Annotated in this window: 13 protein-coding genes; 5 read left to right on the forward strand and 8 right to left on the reverse strand. The window is 48.7% G+C overall.

Going from position 1 to position 25,470, the window contains the following annotated elements:
- Window positions 1–243: 243 nt before the first annotated feature.
- Window positions 244–2,040, reverse strand: a complete 1,797-nt coding sequence (locus tag ACYVD4_RS03975; protein ID WP_460942610.1) for a M61 family metallopeptidase — start codon at window positions 2,038–2,040, stop codon at window positions 244–246.
- A 143-nt stretch (window positions 2,041–2,183) separates the two neighbouring features.
- On the opposite strand from ACYVD4_RS03975, the gene ACYVD4_RS03980 reads away from it, so the two are divergent.
- From ACYVD4_RS03980 to ACYVD4_RS03995, 4 genes are all read left to right on the forward strand, one after another.
- Window positions 2,184–2,579, forward strand: coding sequence for a hypothetical protein (locus ACYVD4_RS03980; protein ID WP_460942612.1), 396 nt, complete (start codon window positions 2,184–2,186; stop codon window positions 2,577–2,579).
- A 217-nt stretch (window positions 2,580–2,796) separates the two neighbouring features.
- The gene (locus ACYVD4_RS03985) at window positions 2,797–6,726 is read left to right on the forward strand and encodes a hybrid sensor histidine kinase/response regulator transcription factor (RefSeq protein WP_460942614.1); all 3,930 of its coding nucleotides are present in this window, start codon (window positions 2,797–2,799) and stop codon (window positions 6,724–6,726) included.
- Between the two features lie 140 nt (window positions 6,727–6,866).
- Complete coding sequence (locus ACYVD4_RS03990; protein WP_460942616.1) at window positions 6,867–10,646, forward strand: putative Ig domain-containing protein; 3,780 nt, start codon at window positions 6,867–6,869, stop codon at window positions 10,644–10,646.
- Window positions 10,647–10,925: 279 nt separating this feature from the next.
- Entirely contained in the window at window positions 10,926–13,775 is a 2,850-nt protein-coding gene (locus ACYVD4_RS03995) for a M16 family metallopeptidase (protein ID WP_460942618.1), read from the forward strand.
- 69 nt (window positions 13,776–13,844) lie between these two features.
- Here ACYVD4_RS03995 and ACYVD4_RS04000 read toward each other — a convergent pair whose 3' ends face one another.
- The 5 genes from ACYVD4_RS04000 to ACYVD4_RS04020 all read right to left on the reverse strand — a co-directional run bounded on the left by ACYVD4_RS04000 (window position 13,845) and on the right by ACYVD4_RS04020 (window position 21,451).
- Window positions 13,845–15,242 carry an MBL fold metallo-hydrolase gene (locus tag ACYVD4_RS04000; protein WP_460942620.1) on the reverse strand — a complete coding sequence of 466 codons (1,398 nt, stop codon included), beginning with the start codon at window positions 15,240–15,242 and terminating at the stop codon, window positions 13,845–13,847.
- A gap of 69 nt (window positions 15,243–15,311) precedes the next feature.
- Window positions 15,312–16,109: a sulfite exporter TauE/SafE family protein gene (locus ACYVD4_RS04005; protein ID WP_460942622.1), complete on the reverse strand. Its 798-nt coding sequence runs from the start codon at window positions 16,107–16,109 to the stop codon at window positions 15,312–15,314.
- A 111-nt stretch (window positions 16,110–16,220) separates the two neighbouring features.
- Window positions 16,221–17,723 carry an APC family permease gene (locus ACYVD4_RS04010; protein ID WP_460942624.1) on the reverse strand — a complete coding sequence of 501 codons (1,503 nt, stop codon included), beginning with the start codon at window positions 17,721–17,723 and terminating at the stop codon, window positions 16,221–16,223.
- Between the two features lie 169 nt (window positions 17,724–17,892).
- Window positions 17,893–20,973, reverse strand: coding sequence for a protein translocase subunit SecDF (secDF, locus tag ACYVD4_RS04015; RefSeq protein WP_460942626.1), 3,081 nt, complete (start codon window positions 20,971–20,973; stop codon window positions 17,893–17,895).
- Between the two features lie 94 nt (window positions 20,974–21,067).
- A complete protein-coding gene (locus ACYVD4_RS04020) occupies window positions 21,068–21,451 on the reverse strand; it encodes a hypothetical protein (protein WP_460942628.1) in 384 nt (127 codons plus the stop codon).
- A gap of 124 nt (window positions 21,452–21,575) precedes the next feature.
- On the opposite strand from ACYVD4_RS04020, the gene nadC reads away from it, so the two are divergent.
- Window positions 21,576–22,409, forward strand: a complete 834-nt coding sequence (gene nadC, locus ACYVD4_RS04025) for a carboxylating nicotinate-nucleotide diphosphorylase (RefSeq protein ID WP_460942630.1) — start codon at window positions 21,576–21,578, stop codon at window positions 22,407–22,409.
- A 73-nt stretch (window positions 22,410–22,482) separates the two neighbouring features.
- Here the strand turns inward: nadC and ACYVD4_RS04030 are convergent, their stop codons facing one another.
- Together ACYVD4_RS04030 and ACYVD4_RS04035 are read right to left on the reverse strand one after the other, a co-directional pair.
- Complete coding sequence (locus ACYVD4_RS04030; RefSeq protein WP_460942632.1) at window positions 22,483–24,303, reverse strand: glycosyltransferase; 1,821 nt, start codon at window positions 24,301–24,303, stop codon at window positions 22,483–22,485.
- Between the two features lie 96 nt (window positions 24,304–24,399).
- Complete coding sequence (locus tag ACYVD4_RS04035; protein WP_460942634.1) at window positions 24,400–25,401, reverse strand: isoaspartyl peptidase/L-asparaginase family protein; 1,002 nt, start codon at window positions 25,399–25,401, stop codon at window positions 24,400–24,402.
- Between the last annotated feature and the right edge of the window lie 69 nt (window positions 25,402–25,470).

Raw genomic sequence — 25,470 nt, forward strand, 5'->3', positions numbered from 1 at the left:
TCAATAATAAATTTCTGATTTTATTAGCTAATAAATACTATGGATATCTAATTAAAATTACATTAAAGTAAGTGGTTATTTATTGGATATATATAACTACAATTGTCTAATAACGAGACAATTAGTTTTATTTATTTTTAAAAGAAGATCGCCCGAATTGTGGTGGAAAGTAACTTACCTTCCACCACAATTCGGGCGATCTTCAAACAGATAATAGCTGATCGGTTAGAGAGTCATAGCTACCTAAAGGTTTTTCAGCCAGTTTTCGCGGAGTTTAAGCTGTTCTGGAGTTGCCTGAGGATCGGCTTCAAACGAGTATTTTTTCACTTCGTCGATCTCCTGCATGGTCGGTTTTGCCGTTATCAACTGTCCATTCCGACGAACGCTCAACTCATACGTATCACCAGCTTTGAGGCTATTGATTTGCTTACGAATGTCGGCTAGTGTAGACGGATTGATAGGCAATTGGTTAAAACTAACCAGCTCGTCATTGTCCTGTAAACCCGCCTGACGTAGTGGTTCGCTTACTTGTCGCAGACGTAACGTATCGTTTACCGGCATAAAGCGCATACCGAGTGAGGGAAGTTTTTTGCCCGTAATAGCCATTGGCGTATAACGAATACCTAATTTCCCGTAGTAATCCTGCAACGGCAGTGGCTGCGCATCTTTGACGTAGCGGTCAAAGAAATCGGCAATTTCGGGATACGTTTTCTGAGCGAAAATGGTGAAGAATTCTTTCTCTGGAAACGGACGATTTGGACCATACGTAGCGGCCAGTTCATTAATCACTTCCCGCAAACCGCGTTTGCCACCCGATAACTCCAGTAAGCGTATGTCAAGCAAAGAACCGACCAGTGCGCCCCGATTATAGATGTTTCCGTATTGTTTCTGACCTTCTGGCGTATAACAGGTCATGGCCAGTTTCGATAAGCTATACGTAGTGTCCAGTTGCTTGTCAATCTGAACTTTCTGGCCCATTTCTGTCAGGTACTCAGGCAAATCAATCAGTCCGCCCCGTAGGCGCATCATGCCATTGGCCCATTCCGTTACACCTTCATACAGCCACAAATGTTCCGACGGCGTAGGCGTGACGAAGTTGAATTGCTGAATAAGCTCACTGTGGATATTCAAAGGCGTAACAACGTGAAAGAACTCGTGCGCGGCAATGCTGGTTGCCCGAGCCGCCAGCCGTGGTGAATAAGGTTCTTCTTTAAAGATATACTCCGAACTATACGAATGTTCCCAGGCTCCCCACGATTCGTCTTCGAAGTGATACAGAAAGGCGTAGCGTTTTACGGGCAATTTTTTCAGAAACTGTCCAGCCGCGTTCAGCATCGCCTGCATACCATCGAGTAATTGCTGCGAATTTACCTGATCGGTTTTCGAATAGGTATACAGCTCAATAGCCGCTCCTCCCACTGTCGTTTGTGCTTTAGTAAGCCGACCAAGCAGAATCGGTGAATCAACGATACGGTCGTAGTTATCGGCCAGATAATAGCCATCTTTTCCTTTTTCGAGCGCGGTGCCAACCATCCATTCGGTCGGATAGTTAAGCTTTACGGCTAACGGAGTTGCCTGCATGCCAGTCGGAAAACCAAACACGCCCTGACCATTGATCAATACGTGGTCTTTCTCGATAGACGTACCACACATGCGGTAAATAACGTCTTTGTCGACTTTCGTATCCCAGGTTTCGGCAATTTTATACCGGATCTCACGAACCTGTTCGGGTTTGTCAATTTTCCATTGATTGGTCGATACGTGCTCGGTTTTCAGTTCGTTGCCTTTCTTATCCAGCGCCTGAAACGACCGAACAAACCGTCCGATATCCATGACCTGATACGTACCGGGGGCCGTAGCGGCAAATTGGTAAACCGCGTTTTCAGGCTTGAGCCCATCTACACGTAACGTAACGTTAAAGAGATCGTCGGCGCGGTCGTTCAGATTTATTTCATAGGTAAGTTTGGCAGGGGGAGCAGCCCAAACCGATGTGGCTAGTGAGCAGGTTATCAGTAAATTGAGAAGCGTTCGTTTTTTCATGAAACTAGTAACGAATAAGGATGTTAATTGCATAACTATAACTACAAAATTACTAATCATTTGGCATTGGTTGCGAACGAAATAGGATAGTAGGTGCAACCGCCTGATTTGTGGATGTGCCTAAGAAACACGATGATTACCCCATGACACGGCAGACTACTGACCTGAAACAGCAAATTGAGCGAATTTTACACTGGGAGCCTTCCCGTCATTGGCGACCGCGTGATTTTGTGCAGTTGAGCGAGCAGATAAGTCAGCATACGCATCAACGCGTAGCAGCTCAGGAATTACAACTATTCTGGCAATCGACCGACGTACCATCAACAAGACTACTCAACGTACTGGCCCGTTTTGCCGATTACATCGACTGGGACGATTTCTGTGAACGGAATTTCTATGGCGAAGTCAATCTTGACGACGAAACGCAGCTATTGCATGCACCCATGTGGGAAATTCCGATACGTTGGGTTGTAGTGATCTGCTGGTTTTCGGTTTTTGCATCAATCATCATTGCAGCCCTACTCATCTGGAAACGATAAATAATTTACTGGATTGCGTGTATTGTAAATCAAATGAATATATTACAATTCCTTTCTAAATACTGTATTAGTACTTAAAAAAGAATTGCAATATATTGTTAACCTAGTGAGTGGAATAGGTTTCTTAGGAATGCGTAAGGCTAGGCGGAGTCGTTTTTGGAGAGGATGGGCAACTAGTTTGGACGTAATTGGGCACTTGGTGATCTTAATAATAGCCGTGAACACCAATGCACTTTGGGCGCAGGCTATTTTCTTACCCAAACCTGAGCTAATTACTGCACGTCAGGGATTGCCACAAGCATTTGTGCCAGCTATCGTGCAGGATAAACGTGGCTTTATCTGGATGGCTACCCGCGATGGACTTGCCCGTTACGATGGCTACACCTTCAAGGTTTTTCAGCCCGCTGCCGATGGACAGCCATCACTTTCTTCGCCGGGGATCACCAACCTAACCATGGCCCCCGATGGCTACATCTGGATTCAGAATGACCAGTTTGGCCTCGATGGATTCGACCCTGTTCATGAAACCTTTACGAATCTGTCTCGCCACCCCGCTTACCGGCGGACCTTCGGACAGGATACACTCCTGAGCGTTTATCCCGATACGCACCGTCGACTCTGGCTTTCCTTCCGCCGGGGAGGGCTGGCCCGCTATGAACTCGATACGCAAAAATTTGTCAGGTACACCCACAGACCCGGCCAGACTACGTCACCCAGCAGCAATTCAATTACGGCTGTCCTGGAAGATAAACAAGGGCAACTCTGGATCGCAACAGCGCAGGGACTGGACCGCTTCGACCCGGTAACCGGCCAGTTTTCCCACATCGGATATCCGGCGAAAGAGGGAAACGTAGCGATAACTAACCCCATCCGGCAGCTATACCGACGACCAAACGGAGACCTGTGGCTGTGCAGCGACCGTCGGCTGACGCGCTGGAATCCGCAAACGGGTCAAACTCACTCATATCCTCTGGCATGGACAAACGCACAGGTAACCTGGCCACATCAGATCACGTCCGATAGCCAGGGTGCTGAGTATATTGACTTGGGCCGAGGATTATTTCGCTATAAAGAAGCCCAGGGTTTACAGCCGCTGACCGTGCCCGACGGCGTGGCGAAGTATGTTTCGCTGTTTGTTGATGGGTCGGATGTGCTCTGGATGGGTACCGATCTGGCAGGGGTGTACAAGATAAATTTGCGGGCGGCTGCCTTCCGAAATCATCCTTACCAACGCTCGTTTGTCAACGATTGGTTGATCAATTACGCAGGCGTGTCGGAAGCCCGACTGCCGACCGAACTGGCACACGTAGTAGCCTATAACTTTCGGGCAACCATCGATGCCAATGGGCAACTCTGGTTCGCTGTTGGCGGCACTCCTTTGTATCGGCTCAACCCGGCTACTGGTCAGATTACGTCCGTTCCCGGACCAGTTCCTCTTCAGGATTATCAGTTAGAGCGCCCTACTTTACTGGCTACTGATCCCAACGGGAAAGTTTGGCTGGTGCATCGCGACTGGACCGGTTATTACGAAGATTCACAAAATCGATGGATTCGCTTTGCCCATCCCTTCCAGTCGACTGTTCGTTCGGCCATGCTTCAGACCGTAGTCGACCGGAGGGCGTTGTGGATTGCTACAGCTAGCAAGGGCCTTTATCGGGTCGACCGACGTAGTGGAAAAATTCGGCATTACCAGCGACAGCCCAGGGATTCTACATCGCTCAGCAGCGATAATCTGTACTGGCTGAACACCGACCCGCTGGATACGAATCGGTTATGGATCGGCACCTTTGGTAGCGGACTCTGTCAGTTCGACAAGCGAAGTGGACGTAGCATTCGAATCACCACCCGACAGGGGTTACCCAACAACGTAGTATATGCCGCTATTCCCGACCATTGGGGCTCGGTCTGGGTAGCCACCAATCAGGGACTGGGTCAACTCGACCGACGTACCGGCCGCATCCGGATCTATCGACAGGAAGACGGTCTGGGGGCCGACGAATTTAATCGCTTCCACGCCGTATCGATGCCGGATGGACGTATCATACTGGGCAGCATTTCGGGCCTGGTGGGTTTCAATCCACGTACCATTCGTACCGATACGTTCCAGCCGACTGTGCAATTGTCGGATATCCTGGTAAATAATCAGTCGTTGCTGGATTCGTCACTGGCGACAAATCCGCCCGATTCTCTTCGAGAGCTTACACTGCCTTATAATCAGAATTTTATTACGTTGCGCTTTGCGGCTATGCAGTATAATCGGCTGGGGCAGGCAACGTACCGTTATCGGTTGGATGGGTTATCGCCGGGCTGGGTCGTAACGAATCGGCCGGAAGCTATTTTTACAGCACTGTCGCCGGGAACGTATCGGTTGCAGATTCAGGCCGCCAACACCACCGGACAGTGGAGTCGTTACGTTCGGGAACTGATACTCACCATTGCCCCACCCTGGTGGCGTAGCAATTGGGCGTATCTGCTATATGGCTTTCTCGCTGTGGGTCTGGCAGGCATTTACAGTCAGTTTCGTGCCCGGCAGTTTCGGCAGCAACAGGATCAGATAGCGCAGCAGCGCGAGGCTGACCAGCTACGGGAGTTGGATGCGTTAAAAACTCGCTTCTTTGCTAACGTAACGCATGAACTACGCACGCCACTCACGCTGATTCTGGGACCCACCCAGCACCTAAAAAAAACGATTCACCAACCCGAAGAACAACACTGGCTGGCAACCATCGACCGGAATGCGCACCAGCTCTTGAGCCTGACCAACCAATTACTGGACCTCTCGCGACTGGAAGCCGGCGTGGTACGTATCGACGAACGTCCGGGCGAATTAAGTACGTTCGTCGCCCAGGTTGTCGATTCACTACGTTCGGAAGCCGACAAGAAAGGCTTGAATCTCTCCTTCACAGACGAGCTTGTTGGAAAGACGTACTGGTTCGACGCCGAAAAGCTGGAACGTATCGCGTTGAATCTGCTGACCAACGCCATTAAATTCACTCAGCAGGGGAGCATTCACGTAGTGCTACGTTCTGGCGTAGAGCTGGCGGTCGAAGATTCGGGACCGGGACTGACGGCTGCCGAACAGGAACGGGTATTTGACCGATTTTATCAGGCTGCGCCCATGTCGGCATCATCGCCGGGTTCGGGGATCGGTCTGGCGCTGGTGAGCGAACTCGTTACGTTACAGGGGGGCACGGTGCGCGTAGAAAGTCCCTGGACAACGGCGCACACCGGTACCCGATTTATCGTACAACTTCCTTATCGACCTGTTTTGTGGGAGGAACCCGTAGTGAACGCTACGTTGGTTTCTACCCCGGAACCTTCCCCTTCCGAACCGGAAACCAACGTAGCAGTTGACGAACGACCTCAGGTTCTGGTAGTCGAAGACAATGCGGAACTGCGCGATTTTATAACCCGAACGCTCGACCCGCTCTACCAAATTCAACAGGCGGACGACGGTCAGATGGGTTGGGAGCGCGCGCTGGAAACAGGCCCCGATCTGATCATCAGCGACGTACTGATGCCTCGTATGGATGGTTTTACGTTATGCCGAACGCTCAAAGCTGACTTGCGCACCAGCCATATTCCGGTTCTGCTACTGACGGCCAAAGTGACCCATGAGGATCAGTTGACTGGGCTGACTGAGGGGGCCGATGCGTATCTGACCAAGCCATTTCACGTGAGTGAGTTGCAATTGCGGGTGCGTAACCTGCTGGCTCAGCAGCAACGCCAACGTAGCTGGTTGCAGGCTCAACTCCTTCAACCGGACGTAGTACCGGCAAATGACGAGTCCGTTGATGCTACGTCGGAACGTACCGAACATACGTTTATGGATAGTCTGCAAACGGTTTTGCAGCAGCACCTGAGCGACCCCACATTTGGTGTAGAAGCGATGGCCGAGGCCATGCAATTGAGTCGGGTGCATCTTTACCGAAAAGTGAAAGCCGTCAGCGGTTTGACCGCTACCGAACTGCTACGTAACTATCGACTAGGGCAGTCGCGGCCTTTACTACGTCAGCGCCGGACGGTGGCCGACGTAGCGGAAGCCGTCGGTTTCGATGATGCGGGCTATTTTACCCGTTGTTTCCGCGAACAATATGGCCTGACGCCGACCGCCTACCAGCAGGGTGATAATCCTCTCCAAGCCTAATATTTTTGCTGCAAAGGTTCGTTTTTGACCAAATGTAACATCTTTCCCATAGGCATGTAACATTTGTCCTACCCCCCCGCTCCCTCCTGACTATAGCTTTGCGGCCGTGCAGGAGACCTAACCCCCTGCTACGTTCTATTATGTCCTCAACAACTACTCAATCCCGCAAGGGACATCGTAAGGATTGGCAATGGCCGACCTTACTATTGCTTTTATTTTTCAGTATAGTCAATAACTCATTTGCCCAAACACAGGTAGTGAGTTTTAGCTTCACCGGGTCTATTGAAACATGGACGGTTCCTGCTGGCGTTACCTCGCTCACTATAGAGGCCAGAGGTGGCGAGGGGGGAGCTGTTGTTGGACAACAGATTATATCTGGTAGAGGGGCTATCCTGGCCACTCAAGTTAGCGTTAGTCCAGGGCAAGCATTGAGTGTACTAGTGGGTCAGAATATAAACGGTAAGTCTGCGGGCGGGGGCGGCTCATTTGTGGTAACCAACATCGCCAATACAATAACCCCACTGATAGTTGCAGGTGGGGGTGGGGGGGCTTCTCAGTTTGGTCAGGAATCAGCGGCTAAACATGGTCAACTGGTCACTACGGGGGGCACAGTTCCGGCTGGTGGACTTGGAGGGCAAGATACACAGGGGGGCAATGGCGGTAACAACGGCAAAGTTGGCGGTGGGGGTGGGTTACTCGGCAACGGCGGAGGAAGCACTGCTTACCCAAACGCAGGGGGGCGCTCTTTTGTCAATGGTGGAGCAGGCGGTTCCGCTTTTAATGGTGGTAGCTTTGGTGGTGGTGGCAGCGGCAGCTCAGATGCAGATGCTGGTGGCGGTGGCGGTGGTGGCTACTCAGGTGGTGGTGGCGGTGGCGGTGGTGTCGGAGGGGGTGGCGGCTCGTTCACAGCGGGTACTCGACTATTTGCCCGCACTGGGGCTACCGAAGGCAACTCGGGAAATGGGTTGGTCGTTATTACCTACGTAGTGCAGCCCCCAACCATTACTAACTTTGCGGCTAGTCCTAACCCTGCCTGTGCGGGAGACTTAGTGAGCTTTAGCGCTACCATTGGCAACGTCTCGGGCAGCTATAGCTATACGATGACCGAAATAACCTCCACTGCCTCTTATACGGGCACCAGCACGGTTAATGGTGACATCACTTTATTTAACTTGTTATACGACTCACCCGGACCCAGAAATTTCGTGCTTCGCGTAGTCAGTAACGGCCAGGAGACCACCAGTGGAAATCTCCCCGTAACAATTAATCCGAACCCGGTAGCTACCCTCTCGAACGACGGGCCAATTACCTGCATCAAACCTACCGTCACGTTGACGGCTTCGGGCGGTAGCAGTTATACCTTTAACAGCAGCAGCGGCACCATAGGCACACCGGGTTCGGCCAGTACGGTGGAGGTAAGCACTCCAGGTACCTATACAGTCAGGGTAGCTAACCCTAGCGGCTGCGTCAGCAGCACCACAACCACGGTGGGCAGCACAGCGGCCACCGTTACCGCTAACCTGACCAACGACGGTCCGTTGAGCTGTACCAAAGCTACGGTGAACCTGATGGCCAGCGGGGGCAGTACGTATCAGTTCAGTGCTGGCGCTACCCAGGTTGGGGGCAATTCCACCAGCGCCGTGGCGACAGTGAATCAGGCAGGCGTGTATTCAGTGACGGTACTGGATGGCAACGGCTGTTCGGGAACAGCTTCCACCACGGTGGGTCAGGACAACACCCAGCCTACGGTCAGCATCTCGGCCAATCCTTCGTTAACTATTGCGCAGGGCCAGAGTACTACGCTCACGGCTAGCGGGGCAAATACATATGTCTGGAGTGACGGGACAAGCACCAATGTCATCGTAGTCAATATACCCGGTACGTATTCGGTGACCGGCACTACGGGCACCTGCCAGGGGGTAGCCTCGGTGACGGTGGTGGCAGCGGGGGCTTTTGCCATTACGGCCGTAACGACCAACAACTGCCAGCAGATTGCTGCCAACCGCTATGTGATCAGCTTTACGCCCCAGTACCGAGCCAGCAATGGACAGCCTATCAGCTTCTCAGTAGTCAACGAGATCTTCCCCACTACGAATCCAGGGCCATACACGCTGCAACTCTATACCGATAATCCGGTCATTGTGCTCAAGGCCACCCAGCCAGGCAATCCAGGTGAAGCGAGTTCCAGTTACAACTGGCTGATGGCCTGTTCGAACCCCATGCCCAACACGCCACCACGAGTGAACCAGCCCCTGACCAATCAGATCGCTAAAGTGGGGGAAGCGTTTGGCTATAACATTCCCCAAACCACCTTCACCGATAACGAAACGCCCCAGAGCCTGGTGCTGTCGGTGAGCGGTTTACCGGCGGGGATGAACTTCACGCCCCCCAACCAGATCGGGGGCGTACCGAGCCAGACGGGCGTGAGCCAGGTGACGGTAACGGCCACTGATCCACAGGGGCTCAGTGTGAGTACTACGTTCTCGTTGAGTGTAATCGCCCCATCTGCGGGCAATACGACCCCCACGGTGGCGAATCCGGTAGCGAATCAAACGGCTACGCAGGGGCAACCGTTTAGCCTGAATGTGAGTGCTACGTTCACCGATGCGCAGACGCCCAATGCCCTTACGTTGACCAGCAGTCCGCTACCGCTGGGTCTGACACTATCGAGTGGAGTGATCTCGGGTACGCCCTCGCAGACTGGTACGACCAACGTAACACTGACGGCCACCGATTCTGGGGGCCTATCGGCTAGCACGAATTTCAGCCTGACGGTGCAGCCCGCTCCTATAGGAGGAAACTTCGTTATCACCGGGGTAACCACCAACAACTGTCAGCAGATTGCTTCGAATCGGTATGCCATCACGTTCACGCCAATTTACAGCGGCACTACGGGAGCGCCCATTAGTTTCTCAGTGGTGAATGAGTTGTTCCCCACCACCGATGCGGGCCCCTACTCGTTGCAGCTCTACAATGACAACCCGACTATTGTACTCAAAGCCCAGCAGTCAGGTACACCGGGGGAAGTGAGCTATCCCTACAACTGGCTGGCGGCCTGTTCGAATCCTATGCCCAACACCCCTCCTCGTGTGAACCAGCCTTTGAGCAATCAGACAGCGCGTGTGGGTCAGGAGTTCGGCTATACGATTCCCCAGCTTACCTTCACCGATAACGAGACACCCACAACGCTGACTTTATCGGTAAGTGGCTTACCGGCGGGGCTGAACTTTAGCCCACCTACCCAGATTGGGGGCGTACCGAGTGTCAGTGGCGTTAGCACGGTGACGGTAACGGCCACCGATCCCCAGGGCTTAACCGTGAGCACTACGTTTATGCTCACGGTTGTTTCGGCCAGTACGCCCGTTGGTTTTGCCATTACGGGCGTGCAGACGATAAGCTGCCTGAGCACCAGCGCAAACCAGCGCTCAGTGACGTTCCAACCCCAGTACAGTGGTTCCAACGGCAGTCCGATCAGTTTTTCGGTGGTCAACGAGATGCTGCCTACTACGAATCCAGGTCCGTACACCTTGCAACTCTATACCGACAATCCAACGCTGCAACTACGGGCTCAGCAGGGCGGTTCGCAGGCTGGTTTTGCCTACAACTGGCTGGCGGCTTGCAATAGTCCGGCTCGTCAGGGAGCAACAGATGAACAAGTGGTTACACTGGCTGTCAGAGTACTAGGTAATCCTGTAGTGGGCGAATCGGTCGAGATTGAAATTCGGGGGGCAGTGGGTCAGTCACTCCAACTACAATTGACTAGTGCAAACGGAAAACTGCTGAGTCAGCGGCTGGTTGAGCGAGCTGGTGACGTGGAGCGTCAACGCATGTCGCTAGGCCAGCAGCCTGCGGGTTTATTACTGTTGCAGGTAAGTACACCCAACCAAAGCCGAATAATTAAAGTCATTAAAGTGGACTAAAAATTCTGGCTGTCGCAATAAGTTAGTGTCGGAAAAGCCGCATGCCGTTTTAGGCATGCGGCTTTTCCGGTTAGTTTCGGTGGAGTATCACTACGTTGCTCAGAGAGAACGATAAACGATTCGGTCGACTCCACCGTTATTAAGCAAATAAAAAGACACTGTCGATTCCCGAAGCAACGTAGTGATAATCAGAGTCGGTTAGCGTTTATCAATTACTCATCGTAAATCGCATATAAGTCTATAACTTCGTTCTAATTAACAATTTGCTTAAACCACGTAATGGTACGTTTCCCACTCTGTCTGAGCTTGTTAGTCAGCGTTACGTCCCTGTTGGCGCAACCTGTCTCAAAACCTAAAACTCCTGCCCGGCCTGCTGCTAAAACGGCAAGTGCTTTAAACCTGAATCTACCCATTCCGTCTGATCCGGCGGTTAAAGTTGGCAAACTGCCAAACGGGTTAACGTACTACATTCGTAAAAATGTGGAACCGAAAAACCGGGCTGAGCTACGGCTAGTGATTCGGGCAGGATCGGTGCTCGAAAATGATAATCAGCAGGGGTTGGCGCACTTCATGGAGCACATGGCGTTTAACGGCACTAAAAATTTCCCCAAAAATGAGCTGGTAAACTTCCTGCAAACGGCTGGAATCCGCTTCGGTGCCGACCTGAACGCCTACACCGGTTTCGACGAAACGGTCTATCAGTTACCGGTTCCGACCGATTCCGTAAAACTGTTTCATCAGGCTTTTCAGATTCTGGAAGATTGGGCGCATAACGCAACCCTCGACCCGGTTGAAATTGACAAAGAACGGGGCGTTGTGCTTGAAGAACGTAGGTCGGGACGTGGTGCGGGCCAGCGTATGCGCGACCAGTATTTTCCGGCTTTGCTGAACAATTCGCAATATTCGAAACGCTTACCCATCGGCACTGAACAGGTGCTTACTACGTTCCGGCCCGAAACGCTACGTGAGTTTTATAAAGACTGGTATCGTCCTGATTTGATGGCGGTTATTGCCGTAGGTGATTTCGATACGAAAGAGGTTGAGGGCATTATTCGCGAAAAATTCAGCCGGATTCCAGCCGTAAAAACTCCGAAATCACGTACCGATTATGAGATTCCGTCGCACAAAGACACGAAGGTCGTTATTGTGACCGACCCAGAGCAGCCAAACACGGTAATTCAGGTGATTTATAAGCGTCCTGAAATCAAGGAAAAGAACCTGAATGATCTTCGCGAAAGTATCAAACGTGGACTTTTCAATACTATGCTTGGTAACCGAATTCAGGAACTAACCCAGCGTGCCGACCCGCCATTTCTCGGTGGTTACAGTAATTACAGCGATTTTCTGGGTAATGTGGATGCGTTTTCGTCCATTGCTGTGGCAAAGGAAGGTAATGTAGAAAAAGCCATTCGGGCTGTTCTGGATGAAAATGCGCGGGTTAAACAGTTTGGCTTTACCGATACCGAACTTGCCCGTGCCAAGCAGGAATTTATGACCAGCGTAGAGCAGGCCTATAGCGAACGTAACAAAACCCGATCGGCTAATTTCGTGAACGAATACGTTCAGAACTTTACTGATAAGGAACCCTACACGAGTATCGATTTCTATTATGATTTTCTGAAAAAAGTGCAGGACGGTATCAAGCTGGATGAAGTGAATAAGCTGGTCGATTTGTTTATTCACAACGATAATCGGGCTGTAATTGTGATGGCTCCTGAAAAGGACAAAGCCAAACTGCCCACTAAAGAGCAGATTTTGGCCTTCATCGATGAGTCCGGTAAAAGCCTGACTGCCTATGAAGACAAAACTTTGAACAGCCCCTTACTCGCAAAAGAACCAACTGGCTCGCCGGTTGTAGATGCGAAGAAAATCAATGATATCAACGTAACAGAGTGGAAGCTGAAAAATGGCGTGCGGGTTATTCTGAAACCAACCGATTTTAAAAATGATCAGATTCTTTTTTCAGCTAATAGCTTTGGCGGTACGTCGCTTTACGATCTGGACGATTATCAGTCGGCGCGGTTTGCGTCTACGTTAACAGCTATGGGCGGCACGGGCGAGTACAATCAGATTCAGCTAGGCAAATTCCTATCGGGCAAACAGGTTGGCGTTTACCCATATATCGGCGAACTAAGTGAGGGAATTAGTGGTAGTGCTGCGCCTAAAGATCTGGAAACAGCAATGCAATTGATTTACAGTCATTTTACGCAACCGCGAAAGGATGCCGACGTAGCGAAAGGGTTTCTATCGAATCAACGTAGCGCCTTACTGAATCAGATCAATACCCCAACCCCCGCCAAAGTTTTTCAGGATACGGTAACTGTTACGTTAGGTAACAACAATCCACGTCGACAGCCGCTTAAACCCGACGATCTCGATAAAATTGATTTGGATAAAGCATTGAAAATCTACAAAGAGCGTTTTGCCAACGCGGGCGATTTTACGTTCTTCTTCGTCGGTAACTTCAAAGAAGAGCAACTAAAACCACTGGTCGAAAAATACCTGGGTGGGCTACCTGCTACGGATAAAAACGAGAAATTTAAGGATTTAGAAATTCGCGCTCCCAAAGGCCAACTTAGTAAAACAGTTTATCGTGGACTCGATCCAAAAGCATCAGTTCAACTGGTTTACAGCGGAGATATTAGTTGGTCGCCCGAAACGGCTACGCAGTTAGACGCTTTAAGTGAAGTACTGGAAATTAAGCTGTTAGAAAAACTGCGTGAAGAAGAAGGGGGCGTTTATAGCGTTGGTGCCAATGCCGCTTATGCCAAATATCCAGTTCCGCGTTATACGTTCCGGATAAGTTTCGGCTGTTCGCCCGGTAATGTGGAAAAGCTGATCGCTAAAACGCAGGAGCTTATCTCCGATTTGAAGCAAAAGGGAGCATTACCCGCCGACATTGCCAAATTCAAAGCTGAAACCCGTCGTGAAACCGAAGTACAGTTAAAAGACAATCAGTTCTGGCTCGGTTACCTGCAAAATCAATATTACAACGGCGACGCACCTGATGAAGTGCTGCATGAAAACGAGCAATTAGCTAAAGTGACTGTCGAAAGCACAAAAGAAGCGGCCAACACGTATTTCGGTCAGAATTATATTCGACTCGTATTGATGCCTGAAAAGAAGTAGTAAAAGGCTGGTTAGTCGCTGTTCGTTTTATGAAGTCAGAAACGAACAGCGACTAACGAAATTTAACTATCAACTGTTAATAGTTGACTCAACGGCTACCTCCGTTTTTTTGATGGCGGTCATTCCTCCCTCTACATTCACTACATTGTGAAAACCACGCGCTTTTAGAATCGAGTTAGCCACCATCGATCGATAACCACCTGCGCAATGAACGTAGACGGGTTCGTTACGTGGTATTTCGGCCATGTGCTCATTCAGATTATCTAAAGGTAAATTTTCAGCATCTGCTACGTGTTCGTCGATGAATTCGCTTGGCTTGCGCACATCAACTACGGTTACATTCGGGTTTTGTTGCCAGCGAACAGCAAACTCGTCTGCTGAAATGGATTCAATTGAATCGACTTCTTTACCAGCGTTTTGCCAGGCGGCAAAACCACCTTCGAGATAACCGATACAATTGTCGTAACCAACTCGAGCCAGTCGAAGCACGGTTTCTTCTTCCTGACCTACGGGCGTAATAAGTGCAATCGGTTGCGTTAAATCAGGAATAAGTGCGCCCACCCAGGGAGCAAACTGACCGTTCAGACCGATGTTGACAGCATTGGGGATAAACCCTTTTGCAAAATCAGCCGCATTGCGGACATCTAGCATCAGCGCACCTGTTTCGTTAACCGCTGTTTCGAAAGCATCAGGCGAAAGCGCGTGACTGCCCCGTTGAAGAACCCGGTCGATTGATTCATAACCTTCTTTGTTGAGCCGGGCGTTTTCGGCAAAGTAAGCAGGAGCCGTTGTCAAACCATCAAGCACTTTATCAACAAATTCCTGTTTCGACTTGGCACGTAGGGCATAATTGAAACGCTTCTGATTGCCCAGCGTATCGGTTGTTTCCTTGCTCATGTTTTTGCCACAAGCCGATCCTGCTCCATGCGCAGGATAAACGATTACGTCATCGGCCAACGGCATAATCTTCGTTTGAAGGCTATTATATAGCATTTCTGCCAGATCATTTTCCGTCAGATCACCTTTGATGGCAAGATCCGGGCGACCAACATCACCAATAAACAACGTATCGCCCGTGAAAATTGCGTAGTCGTTGCCGTTCTCGTCGAGGAGTAAATACGTAGTAGATTCAAGGGTATGGCCGGGTGTGTGTAGAGCTTTTATCGTTACGTTACCTAACGCAAACGTTTCACCATCTTTGGCCGAATAGGCTTTGTAAGCGGTTTTTGCATTGGGTCCATACACGATTGTCGCCCCGGTCTTCTTTGCTAAATCCAGATGACCCGATACAAAATCGGCGTGGAAATGGGTTTCAAATACGTATTTGATGGTGGCACCAGCTTTTGCTGCTTTTCGGATATAGGGTGTCGTTTCCCGAAGTGGGTCGATGATAGCTGCTTCACCTGCACTTTCGATGTAATACGCACCCTGAGCAAGGCAGCCAGTATAAAGTTGTTCGATAACCATAGGTAAGGCACGTAACGCGGACATATAATCCGCATCCAAATCATAAGAACAACAGACAAATTGCCTGTGTTACAGAATTTCTCTAAGAATCATATAGCTCGCAACCGTCAGCACAAACCAGCCGAATCCTTTCTTTAGCTTTTCGGGAGCAATAAAACGAGCTAAATACATACCCAGAAAAATTCCAATAATAGATAAACCTGTAAACGGTAGTAGAAAATTCCAGTCCGACTGGGTATGATGAATATCTCCCAGAAATCCGACAAATGAGTTGACGGCAATAATGAGTACCGACGTAGCAACGGCGCGGTGAATGGGTAAACCAGCCAGAAGAACCATCATCGGTACAATCAAAAATCCGCCACCTGCGCCAATCGTTCCAGTTAGCAGCCCAACCGCCAGTCCATCGAGTGCCAGACTACCGTAACGAGGACGTCCATCGGCAGCTTCTCCATGTTCTGGCCGATCGCTACGTATCATGGCGCGGGCGGCAATGACCATCACAATGGCGAAGAAATACAGAATCGCATCGCTTTTCGATAGGGAAGACTGCCCATACCGGACCAGCGGATCAGGGAGGGCTGGTAACAGAAAACGTCGACTTAGGTAAACAGAAACAAACGATGGAAATGCAAAAGCTAACGTAACACGTAGATCGATTCGTTTTTGCCAGATGTGATTAAGCGACCCAATAAGCGACGTAGTACCTACAACAAACAGTGAATACGTAGTGGCCAGTACGGTAGGAATATGAAATATGTACACAAAAATGGGAACCGTCAGAATAGAACCGCCACCTCCTGCCAGCCCAATAACCAGACCAACAATCAAAGCCGATGCATATCCTACTATTTCTTGTATACTCATTCAGCTACAAAATTACATATCTATTCGGAATTGTTTTAGTCTATAGACTAATGAAAAAACCCCTTGACCTTGGTCAAGGGGTTTAGAACGGTATCTTATCTATAATCGCAATTACTCTTCTGGGTTATTTAAATTGCTATGCTTACGGCTATAAGCGAAATAAACAATGAGTCCCAATATACACCAGACCACAAAGGTGATTTTGGTATCGGTACGTAGGTTCCACATCAGGTATAAGTTTGCCAGAATACCTAACGTAGCAACTATAGGAAGAGCTGGAGTTTTGTAAGGGCGTTCCAGATTTGGCTCCCGAACACGTAGCAACCATACTGCACCACAGATCATCGCAAAAGCGAAAAGTGTTCCCGAACTGGTCAACTGCGATACTTTATCAATAGGCGTAACGGCAGCTACAATGGAAACAATCGTACCTACGAAAATCGTGCTTTTCCAAGGTGTTTTGAACGTTGGGTGAATCGATGCAAACAGGCTTTTGGGTAGAAGACCATCTTTAGCCATACCAAGAAAAACCCGCGTCTGCCCCAACATCATCACCAGCATTACCGATGTTAATCCGGCAATGGCAGCAATCGTAATCAGGTAAACGGCCCAGGTTAGTCCTGCGTCAGCAAATGCTTGTGCAACAGGAGCTTTCAGGTCAAGTGTGTCGTATCTTACCATCCCGGTCAACACAAGTGATACCAAAATATAAAGGGTCGTACAGATGAGAAGTGACGCAATAATGGCAAATGGGACGTCCTTCTTCGGGTTAATAGCTTCACCAGCCTGCGTCGAAACGGCGTCGAAACCGATGTACGCAAAAAACACGATACCCGCTGCCGTAACAATACCGGGCATACCAAAGTGGGTTTGACCAGTTTCGTCGACGACTCCTGTGGGAATAAACGGTGTCCAGTTGGCTGTATCCACGAAAAAGGCACCGGCGATAATGACGAAGATAACCGTTGCTACTTTGAGTATAACGATCAGGTTATTAGTGCTGGCTGCTTCTTTGATCCCTTTAACCAGAATATACGTAACAACCCATACAATAAGCAGAGCAGGCAGGTTAATGGCAAACGTAAAATCAGGAACACTTTGCCCAGCGGCACGTAATGCTTCGGCTTTTTCCTGCGCTGTCACTGGGTCATTCATCAACCATATGGGCGGTTCTATGTGAAAGAGATGAAGGAATTTCTCAAAATACCCCGACCAGCTTACAGCTACCGTAGTGGCCCCCATCATGTATTCCAGAATCAGATTCCATCCAATCAGCCAGGCAAATAATTCACCTACAGTACCATACGAATAAGCATAAGCAGAACCCTCAACCGGCAAAATAGATGCAAACTCAGCGTAGCATAAGGCAGCAAACGTACAGGCCACACCGGCAATGATAAAGGCCAGCGCTAAAGCCGGACCTGCCCATTCGCGGGCAGCAATACCAGTTAATACGAAAATACCACCGCCAATAACGGCTCCAATACCTAATGAGGTCAATCCCCATCGAGTTAATACGCGTTTAAGTTCACTTTTTTGCGCATCTGCGGCATAAGCCGAGAGCGGCTTTTTGCGCATGACGCTGGTATCAACGGGTTTGAATTTTGTTTCCATGTAGGGAAATAGAGTTTGGTGATTGTGCCTTTTGGAGAAATATTGTTAGGTTAAAACGTTTGGAAAGATACGAAAAATAAAGAGTGAAAGTGCGAAAGAGTGAAAGAGTGAATACCGTCCGGTAATTTTTTCACCCTTTCACTCTTTCGCACTTTCACTCTTTATTTAACTAAGACTGTGAAGGGCGGATCAACGGCTTTTTGTCTTTCTTTTCTTTCTTTGCCGTAAATTCTTCAGGCGTTGCAGTTGCGGCTGTTGTGAAGTCGGCTGGAATAGCATCGTAGCCCGTTTTCTTCTCTGCTTTGGCAGGTGCTGCATCTTCTTTGTCCTGATCGCGGCTCAGTGTGTCAACCACAATTGGAGTTGCTACGAAAAGCGACGAATACGTACCAACAATAACTCCAATCAACATAGCAAATGAGAAACCACGGATAGTTTCTCCGCCAAAGAAGAACAGTACCAATAGTACCAGAATGGTTGAGAAACCAGTTACAGCGGTACGGCTTAACGTGCTGTTCAGGGCGTTGTTGATAATTGTCGGAATGCTTTCCTTTTTACCCCGGTTTTCGGCTAAGTATTCCCGTACGCGGTCAAATACAACGACTGTATCGTTCATAGAATAACCCATAATCGTGAGCAGCGCACCTACAAACGCCTGATCGACATCGAGCGAGAAAGGTAGGAAACCGTTGAAAATAGAGAAGATAGCCAGAATGATCAGTACGTCGTGGAACATGGCCACCACGGCACCGTAACCAAACGCTAACCGTTTGAAACGTATCAGAATGTAAGCAAATACAACCGCTACCGCCAACAGAATCGACCACAAAGCCGAGGTCAGAATATCGTAAGCGATGGTTGGGCCAACTTTCTGCGAACTTTCAATTTTGGCAGGATTGCCTTGCAGCGAGCTTAAACCTTGATAAATAGTAGCTTCAGCTTTTTTGTCGGCTCCCTGTGAATTGTCGTCTACCAGATAAGGCGTAGTAACTTTCACCTGATTGGCACCAATACCCGTACCACCATAAGTTTTTACTTCAGGCGACGCACCCAGAACACCTTCCAGCGCATTTCGAACGTCGTCGGTGCTTACTGATTTCTCAAAACGAATAACATACGAGCGTCCGCCTTTAAAGTCGACACCGAGGCTAAAGCCTTTGAAAAGCACCGAAATAACACCAGCTGCAATGATTATTGATGATACAGTATAATATAGTTTCCGACGCGATACGAAATCGAAGTTAGAATCAGCAAACAGATTCTTGGCCCAGGTAGACGTGAAAGTCAGCGTCTTACCATTACGGATGTAGTATTCCAGCAGAAGCCGTGTAATGAAGATGGCAGCAAACAACGACGTCAGAATACCAATGATAAGGGTTGTTGCAAAACCAAGAATCAGACCCGTACCAAAGATGAAGAGTACAATACCCGTCAGGAATGTCGCTACGTTCGAGTCGATGATCGACGACATGGCGTTTTTAAATCCATCGGCAACCGCAACCTTGAAGGTTTTTCCTTCGGCAAGTTCTTCTTTAATACGTTCGAAAATCAGTACGTTCGCATCAACGGCCATACCAATCGACAGTACGATACCGGCAATGCCGGGCATGGTCAGTACCGCACCAAGCGAGGCCATTACGCCTAATAGGAAGAACAGGTTAACGATCAGAGCAATATCGGCAATAAGACCAGCGCGGTTGTAATAGAACACCACAAAGCCAAGTACCAACAGAATACCTACCAACGAAGACAGTACACCCGCGCTAACGGCTTCTGAACCTAACGTAGCACCTACAATACTTTCTTCTACGATGTTGGTTGGAGCTGGCAACTTACCGGCTTTTAGTACGTTCGACATATCTTTGGTTTCTTCTACTGTGAAGTTCCCCGAAATGCTTGAACGGCCGTTTGGAATCTCGTTCTGTACGTTAGGCGCTGTGTAAACCAGATTGTCGAGTAGAATAGCTACTGGACGACCAACGTTTGCGGCTGTCAGGTTACGCCATTTACGGGCACCTTCAGCGTTCATGTTCATCGTTACTTCCGGACGACCCCGATCATCGTAATCGTTGGTAGCATCGGTAATTACATCACCTTCAAGCGGAGCGCGACCACCTAATTTTTTCAGGAAATACAATGGAAGAATCTCCTTGCCATCGGTTGCTTTGAATGTTTTACGATCCCACGCAAATACGGCATCAGATGGGAATAGGCCACGTACTTCGGGCGAATTCAACACGGCATTAGCACGAGCCGTATCTTTCAGATAAACCCCTAATTGATCTTGGCCAACAGGTAGAAATAGTTGAGTAAGAGCTGTTCCCTGAGCGGCAGCGGCTGCCGTATCGTTTTTCGCTTTGCCGGTTGAATCGGTTTTTCCACCCTGCGCCAGTTGTGATTCAAGACTTGAAGTTCCTTTAGCCGCCGAACCAGCCGCTGGTACCGTTGTTTTCAGAGCCGCTTTGCGAGCAGTTTCTTCACGTAGCAGATAAGCGCCAATGCCTTCGATGGCTGGAGCCAGTTCGTTCAGACGATAAACTTCGGTGAATTCAAGTTTAGCTGCGCCTGTGAGCAGACGACGGATACGGTCAGGGTTATCAACACCCGGCAATTCGATCTGAATACGTCCTGAACCGGGCAGACGCTGAATGTTTGGGTTAGCAACCCCAAATTTGTCGACCCGTGCCTGAATGATTTGGTAAGCCCGTGTGATAGCACCGTTTACTTCATCAGTCAGCAGTTTACGCACCTCGGTGTCTGACGACTGGAAGTTGATTTTGCTACGGTTTGCACTGGTTGCAAAAACGCTGGCCAGACGTGTATCTGGAGCTATTTTCTTGAAATTGTTCGCAAACAGATCAACGAAGTTCGTATTGCTGGTCTTCTGATCTTCAAGAGCCTGTTTCAGTGCCTGACTGAATTTGGGATCACGGTTGTTGCCTGATAAGCTACGCAGAATATCAGCCGGTGAAACTTCGAGTACTACGTGCATACCCCCTTGAAGATCAAGGCCAAGACCTAACTCGCGCTCAGTAACTTCCTGAAGTGTGCTGCCTAAAAATACGGGCTCTTTCCAGAGCGAATCGAGATAATGTTGCTTTTTGTTACGGTCGACCTGACCTTGTTTGTTCGTTGCATACGCTTCGGCATCAGCTTTGATGTTCCGCGAAACGAAGGTAAAAGACAGGAAGTACAGACAGATAGCTGTAAGAACCCCTGTCAGAATGAGAATTCCGGTTCTGTTTTGCATGATTGATAACAAGCCAGTGGCTCGTTAAGAGAAAAAATAAGTAGTTGAAATAAGTAATGATAAACTCGTACCGGACCGAAATCCGGTTTCGCCACTAGGGCGCATTTGTAGCAATATGATGGCCGAAGACGTGTCGGAAAAAGGAAAAATAAAAATGCGGAAGGGTAAAATGCCGAAGCAGCGGAACACTCAACAGCAGTAAAATAACCAGCGCAGGTGCTGGTAGCAGAAAAGCCGTTTGTCCTGAATCGCCTAATTGAATGGCAGGGGTTACGACCGCTTCAAATTGGGCCGCACTCAGTTGGGCATTGTTGTCGTCATGATTGGTCGACTTGCCCGATTGCGTCTGTTGAGCAACTGCTTTTTTCGCTGTCAATACATTCTCTTTCATAGCACCATGACTCCATACTGCCGTAAAAAGCAGGAGTGTAGCTAGCAAAAGGCTCGAAAGACGTTGTATGATGCGTGGTTGCTTCATATATTTCCTTAGCGGATGTCAAATTTCGTACCATTTTTAATAGAATCCAAGTACTATAGAACGCAAGATTTTCAAAACCAGATGATAACGGGCGGGTTTATTGGAAATAACGTACCTTGCACTCATGAATCTACATGAATTTATTCAGCTAGCACTAGCCGAAGATGTCGGCGATGGCGATCATACATCTTTATCAACAATTCCGGCCGATGCGCAAAAACGGGCTCGTTTGCTGGTAAAAGAATCGGGAATTCTGGCGGGTGTGGAAGTGGCTAAAGCAATTTTTGCCGAAGTTGACCCTAATTTTGTTGTCGACGTACTGATACTGGATGGGGCTAGTATCAAACCCGGTGATATTGTGTTGACCGTAAGCGGAAATGCACGTAATATACTGACGGCCGAACGGTTGGTACTAAACTGTATGCAGCGGATGAGCGGCATTGCTACACACACCCGCGAATTGGTAAACCTGCTGGAAGGCACACGAGCAAAGCTACTGGATACCCGCAAGACAACGCCAAACTTCCGTCTTTGTGAGAAAATGGCTACGAGAATTGGCGGAGCTGTAAATCACCGATTCGGTTTGTACGATATGATTCTGATCAAGGATAATCACGTCGATTATGCTGGTAGCATCGAAGCGGCTATTACGCAGGCTGTTACGTATCTGAAGGAGACTGGCCGCCGACTACGTATTGAAGTCGAAACCCGTAATCGTGCAGAAGTAGAAGAAGTGCTACGTGTGGGGCAGGTCGACGTAGTACTTTTAGACAATTTCTCTCCCGATGGTATCCGCGACATGGTACGTCTGATAAACGGGCGGTTTGTAACCGAAGCCTCAGGTGGAATCGATGAAACTAATTTACGGGCTTATGCCGAAACAGGCGTCGATTTTATTTCGTCAGGAGCACTGACCCATCAGGTGAAGAGTCTGGATTTAAGTTTGAAGGCTTATTAATTGGATGTATGAACTATGATGTATGAAATAGGCTCAGAAAGCATACATTATACATCATAGTTCATACATCCAATTAAGGTTTTTTCCGCTTAAGCGCTAAATCGTGGGCGGTGTCGTAATACGAACGGAGGCTGCTCCAGTCGAATACGTCGGCTATGCTTTCGACCAGATTTCGTTGCTTGATTCGGTCGCGCTGGGCCATCCTTACGAAGCGATAAAGCACATCAGCCAACTGATCAGCGGCTTCATTGAACGACTGCGTCCGGCGATTGATAACGTAAATACCCCGGTTTTCATAATCACGCATGATCTGCATGATGAAATCGCCAAAACCCGACTGATCACTCGTAACAGTCGGAATGCCGCGTACAACGCACTCAAGCGGAGTATATCCCCAAGGTTCGTAATAACTGGGAAATACGCCCAAATGGCAACCACGAACGAACTGACTATAATCGAGACCAAACAGCGGGTTGGTCGATGCAATGAAATCTGGATGGTAGACAATCTTAACCCGATCCTGTTCATTATTCACCAGATTTGCCTGACGAATAAAACGGGTCATATCATCTTCCTGAATTAGGTTGTGGGTTACGAAGGGAGGCAATTCTTTTGTTTTCCAGCTTTGCACCGTGCGTCGCAAACGTAATCGCCAATATTCATCCACGAAACTATTTAGATCAGGTAAGGAAGTTGTCTGCGTATTGGAAGCTGCTGCGTGGAAGAGCCGTTCGCCTACCTGCTTTTCAATATTCTCACAGGTTTCCTGAATTTCGTCAAGCAAAGCTCGTGAGTGCAATACGTCGGGATTGATAGAGGTATATGGCTGTTTGGTCACCATGAACATGACAACCGTAGTATCCATATTGGCCTGCCGCATTCGATAGTTGAGTCGGGCGAGTGCTTCAAGTGTCAGATCATATCCTTTGTTGGTAAACTCGAAACGTCCTGACGTAAAGAAGTACAGCGTTTTTTCCAAATCGAACGAGTAAGTCTGGAAAAAATGGCCCATTACAAACTCGTGAATCTTCTGTTTATACCGAACGTGCAGGTTCTGAAACTCGTGGACAGCTGCAAAACGTGTTACGTTAAGACCATTGGGAAGAATTAAATCCGGATTACGACCCAAAAATACTTCGCACTCACGTGCTGTTACGTCGCTAACTGTTGTGAATACGTGTGCCTGAAGTGCTGCCAGCCGCTCGATGGTTGCCTGCGTTTCGATGCCGTAATGCTGGGCTTCACGTTTCCAGTCGAAAAACGGCAGTTTACCATAAAACCCGGCTTCATTTTGGGCCAGATAACGCCCAAGCATGGTGGCGTGGGTAGTAAATACAGTAGCTACTTTAACGTTTTCGCGTCGTAAGTCGGGGAGACCCGTACTAGCCATCCATTCATGGAAATGGGCAACAAAATCAACGCGTTTCGAATGTCCTTCGGCCAGAATGGTAATGAAAATACGTACCATCTCGCCGAAAACAATTGTCTGGTTAACTAAATCTTCAACGTTCAGTGTAGAAAGCTGATGATTTACCCAGAGCTGCGTTTTGATTTCGTTGAGCTGTTCTGTATTGATACTGTTAATATCGAACAAAACAACGCGAGGCCGTCCTGTAACAAGCCAATAGCCATATTCGACGCCAAAACCCATCTGCCGCATTTTACGGACTGTTTGACCGATTTCGGTTTCGTCAGATTCTGTGATAGGTTCAAATTCTGCGGCTGAACGTTGAGGGAAATAAGGGCCAAGTGCTACGTAGTTATCGTCCCACTTCTCGACCATGGCTGGCACCTTCGACCGGATAACCGTATAAATTCCGCCTACCTGATTACATACCTCCCAGGCGATTTCGAGTAGGAGTTTCCGCTTCGATGTTGAGAATACCGATTCCAATGTAGTTAAATGCGTTTGGGCTATTGATGATACTTATCTGGTTGTGTTTTCTTTACGGGGCAATTAAACACTATAAACAATAAAAGAAAAACTTGTTTATTTTAAATATGATTTTGCGTCCGTTACCTGCGTCTTTTTATCCTGCGTTAAGGTATAATTGAACCCAGGCTGTATACTATAAGCTCCATATTCCCCCTTTTTGTTTACAGCCAGAAACCCAACCTGTATGTCCTTGTAATCCTGCTTTTTCACAATACGTAGTGCTGCTTCTTCGCAAGCCTCTTGTGGTGTTCGTCCCTGCCGCATTAATTCGACTACCAGAAACGACCCACAAGTTCGCATGACCAGTTCGCCAAGCCCCGTTGCGCAGGCCCCACCAATTTCGTTATCGACAAATAAACCGGCACCAATAATAGGTGAATCGCCAACTCGACCGTGCATTTTAAACGCTAATCCGCTCGTAGTACAGGCGCCGGAAATATTACCCGCACCATCAATGGCCAGCATACCAATCGTATCATGTCGCTCAATATTGATAACTGGCTTGTATCTGGCGGTTTTCAACCACTCTTTCCAGGCTTTTTCAGAGTCTTTGGTTAGCAGATTCTCTTTCTTAAAACCCTGCGAAAGCGCAAAATTTAGTGCCCCTTCACCGCTAAGCATTACGTGTGGCGTTTTTTCCATAACTACACGAGCCACTGAAATTGGGTGCATGATGTGTTCCAGAAATGTAACAGCTCCTGCGTTCCCTTTTTCATCCATAATACAGGCATCGAGCGTAACACGACCGTCGCGGTCTGGTCTGCCGCCGTAGCCAACACTTGTATCAGCAGGATCAGCTTCTGGAATACGTACTCCGGCTTCAACAGCATCAAGTGCCGAACCGCCTTTATCGAGTGCGGCTTGTGCCGCAGCATTCGCTTTAGGCTGTTTCCAGGTCGAAATCACCATAGGAGAAGTGGCTGGAGCATCTGCACTACTCATCCCAGAGGTACTATTAATCGCTGATGAAGACTTTAATACAGTAGAGCCAAATGAGAGCGATGGTAATAAACCGGCCAACGAGCCGAAGGTTAAAAAACGACGTCTATTTATCATAGGTTGAAGGGGGTTATAGGCCAAAGTAAAGGAATAAATGGCTGCTATTCGCTAATTTTGGCCAATTTC

The sequence above is a fragment of the Spirosoma daeguense genome (genome assembly GCF_054776875.1).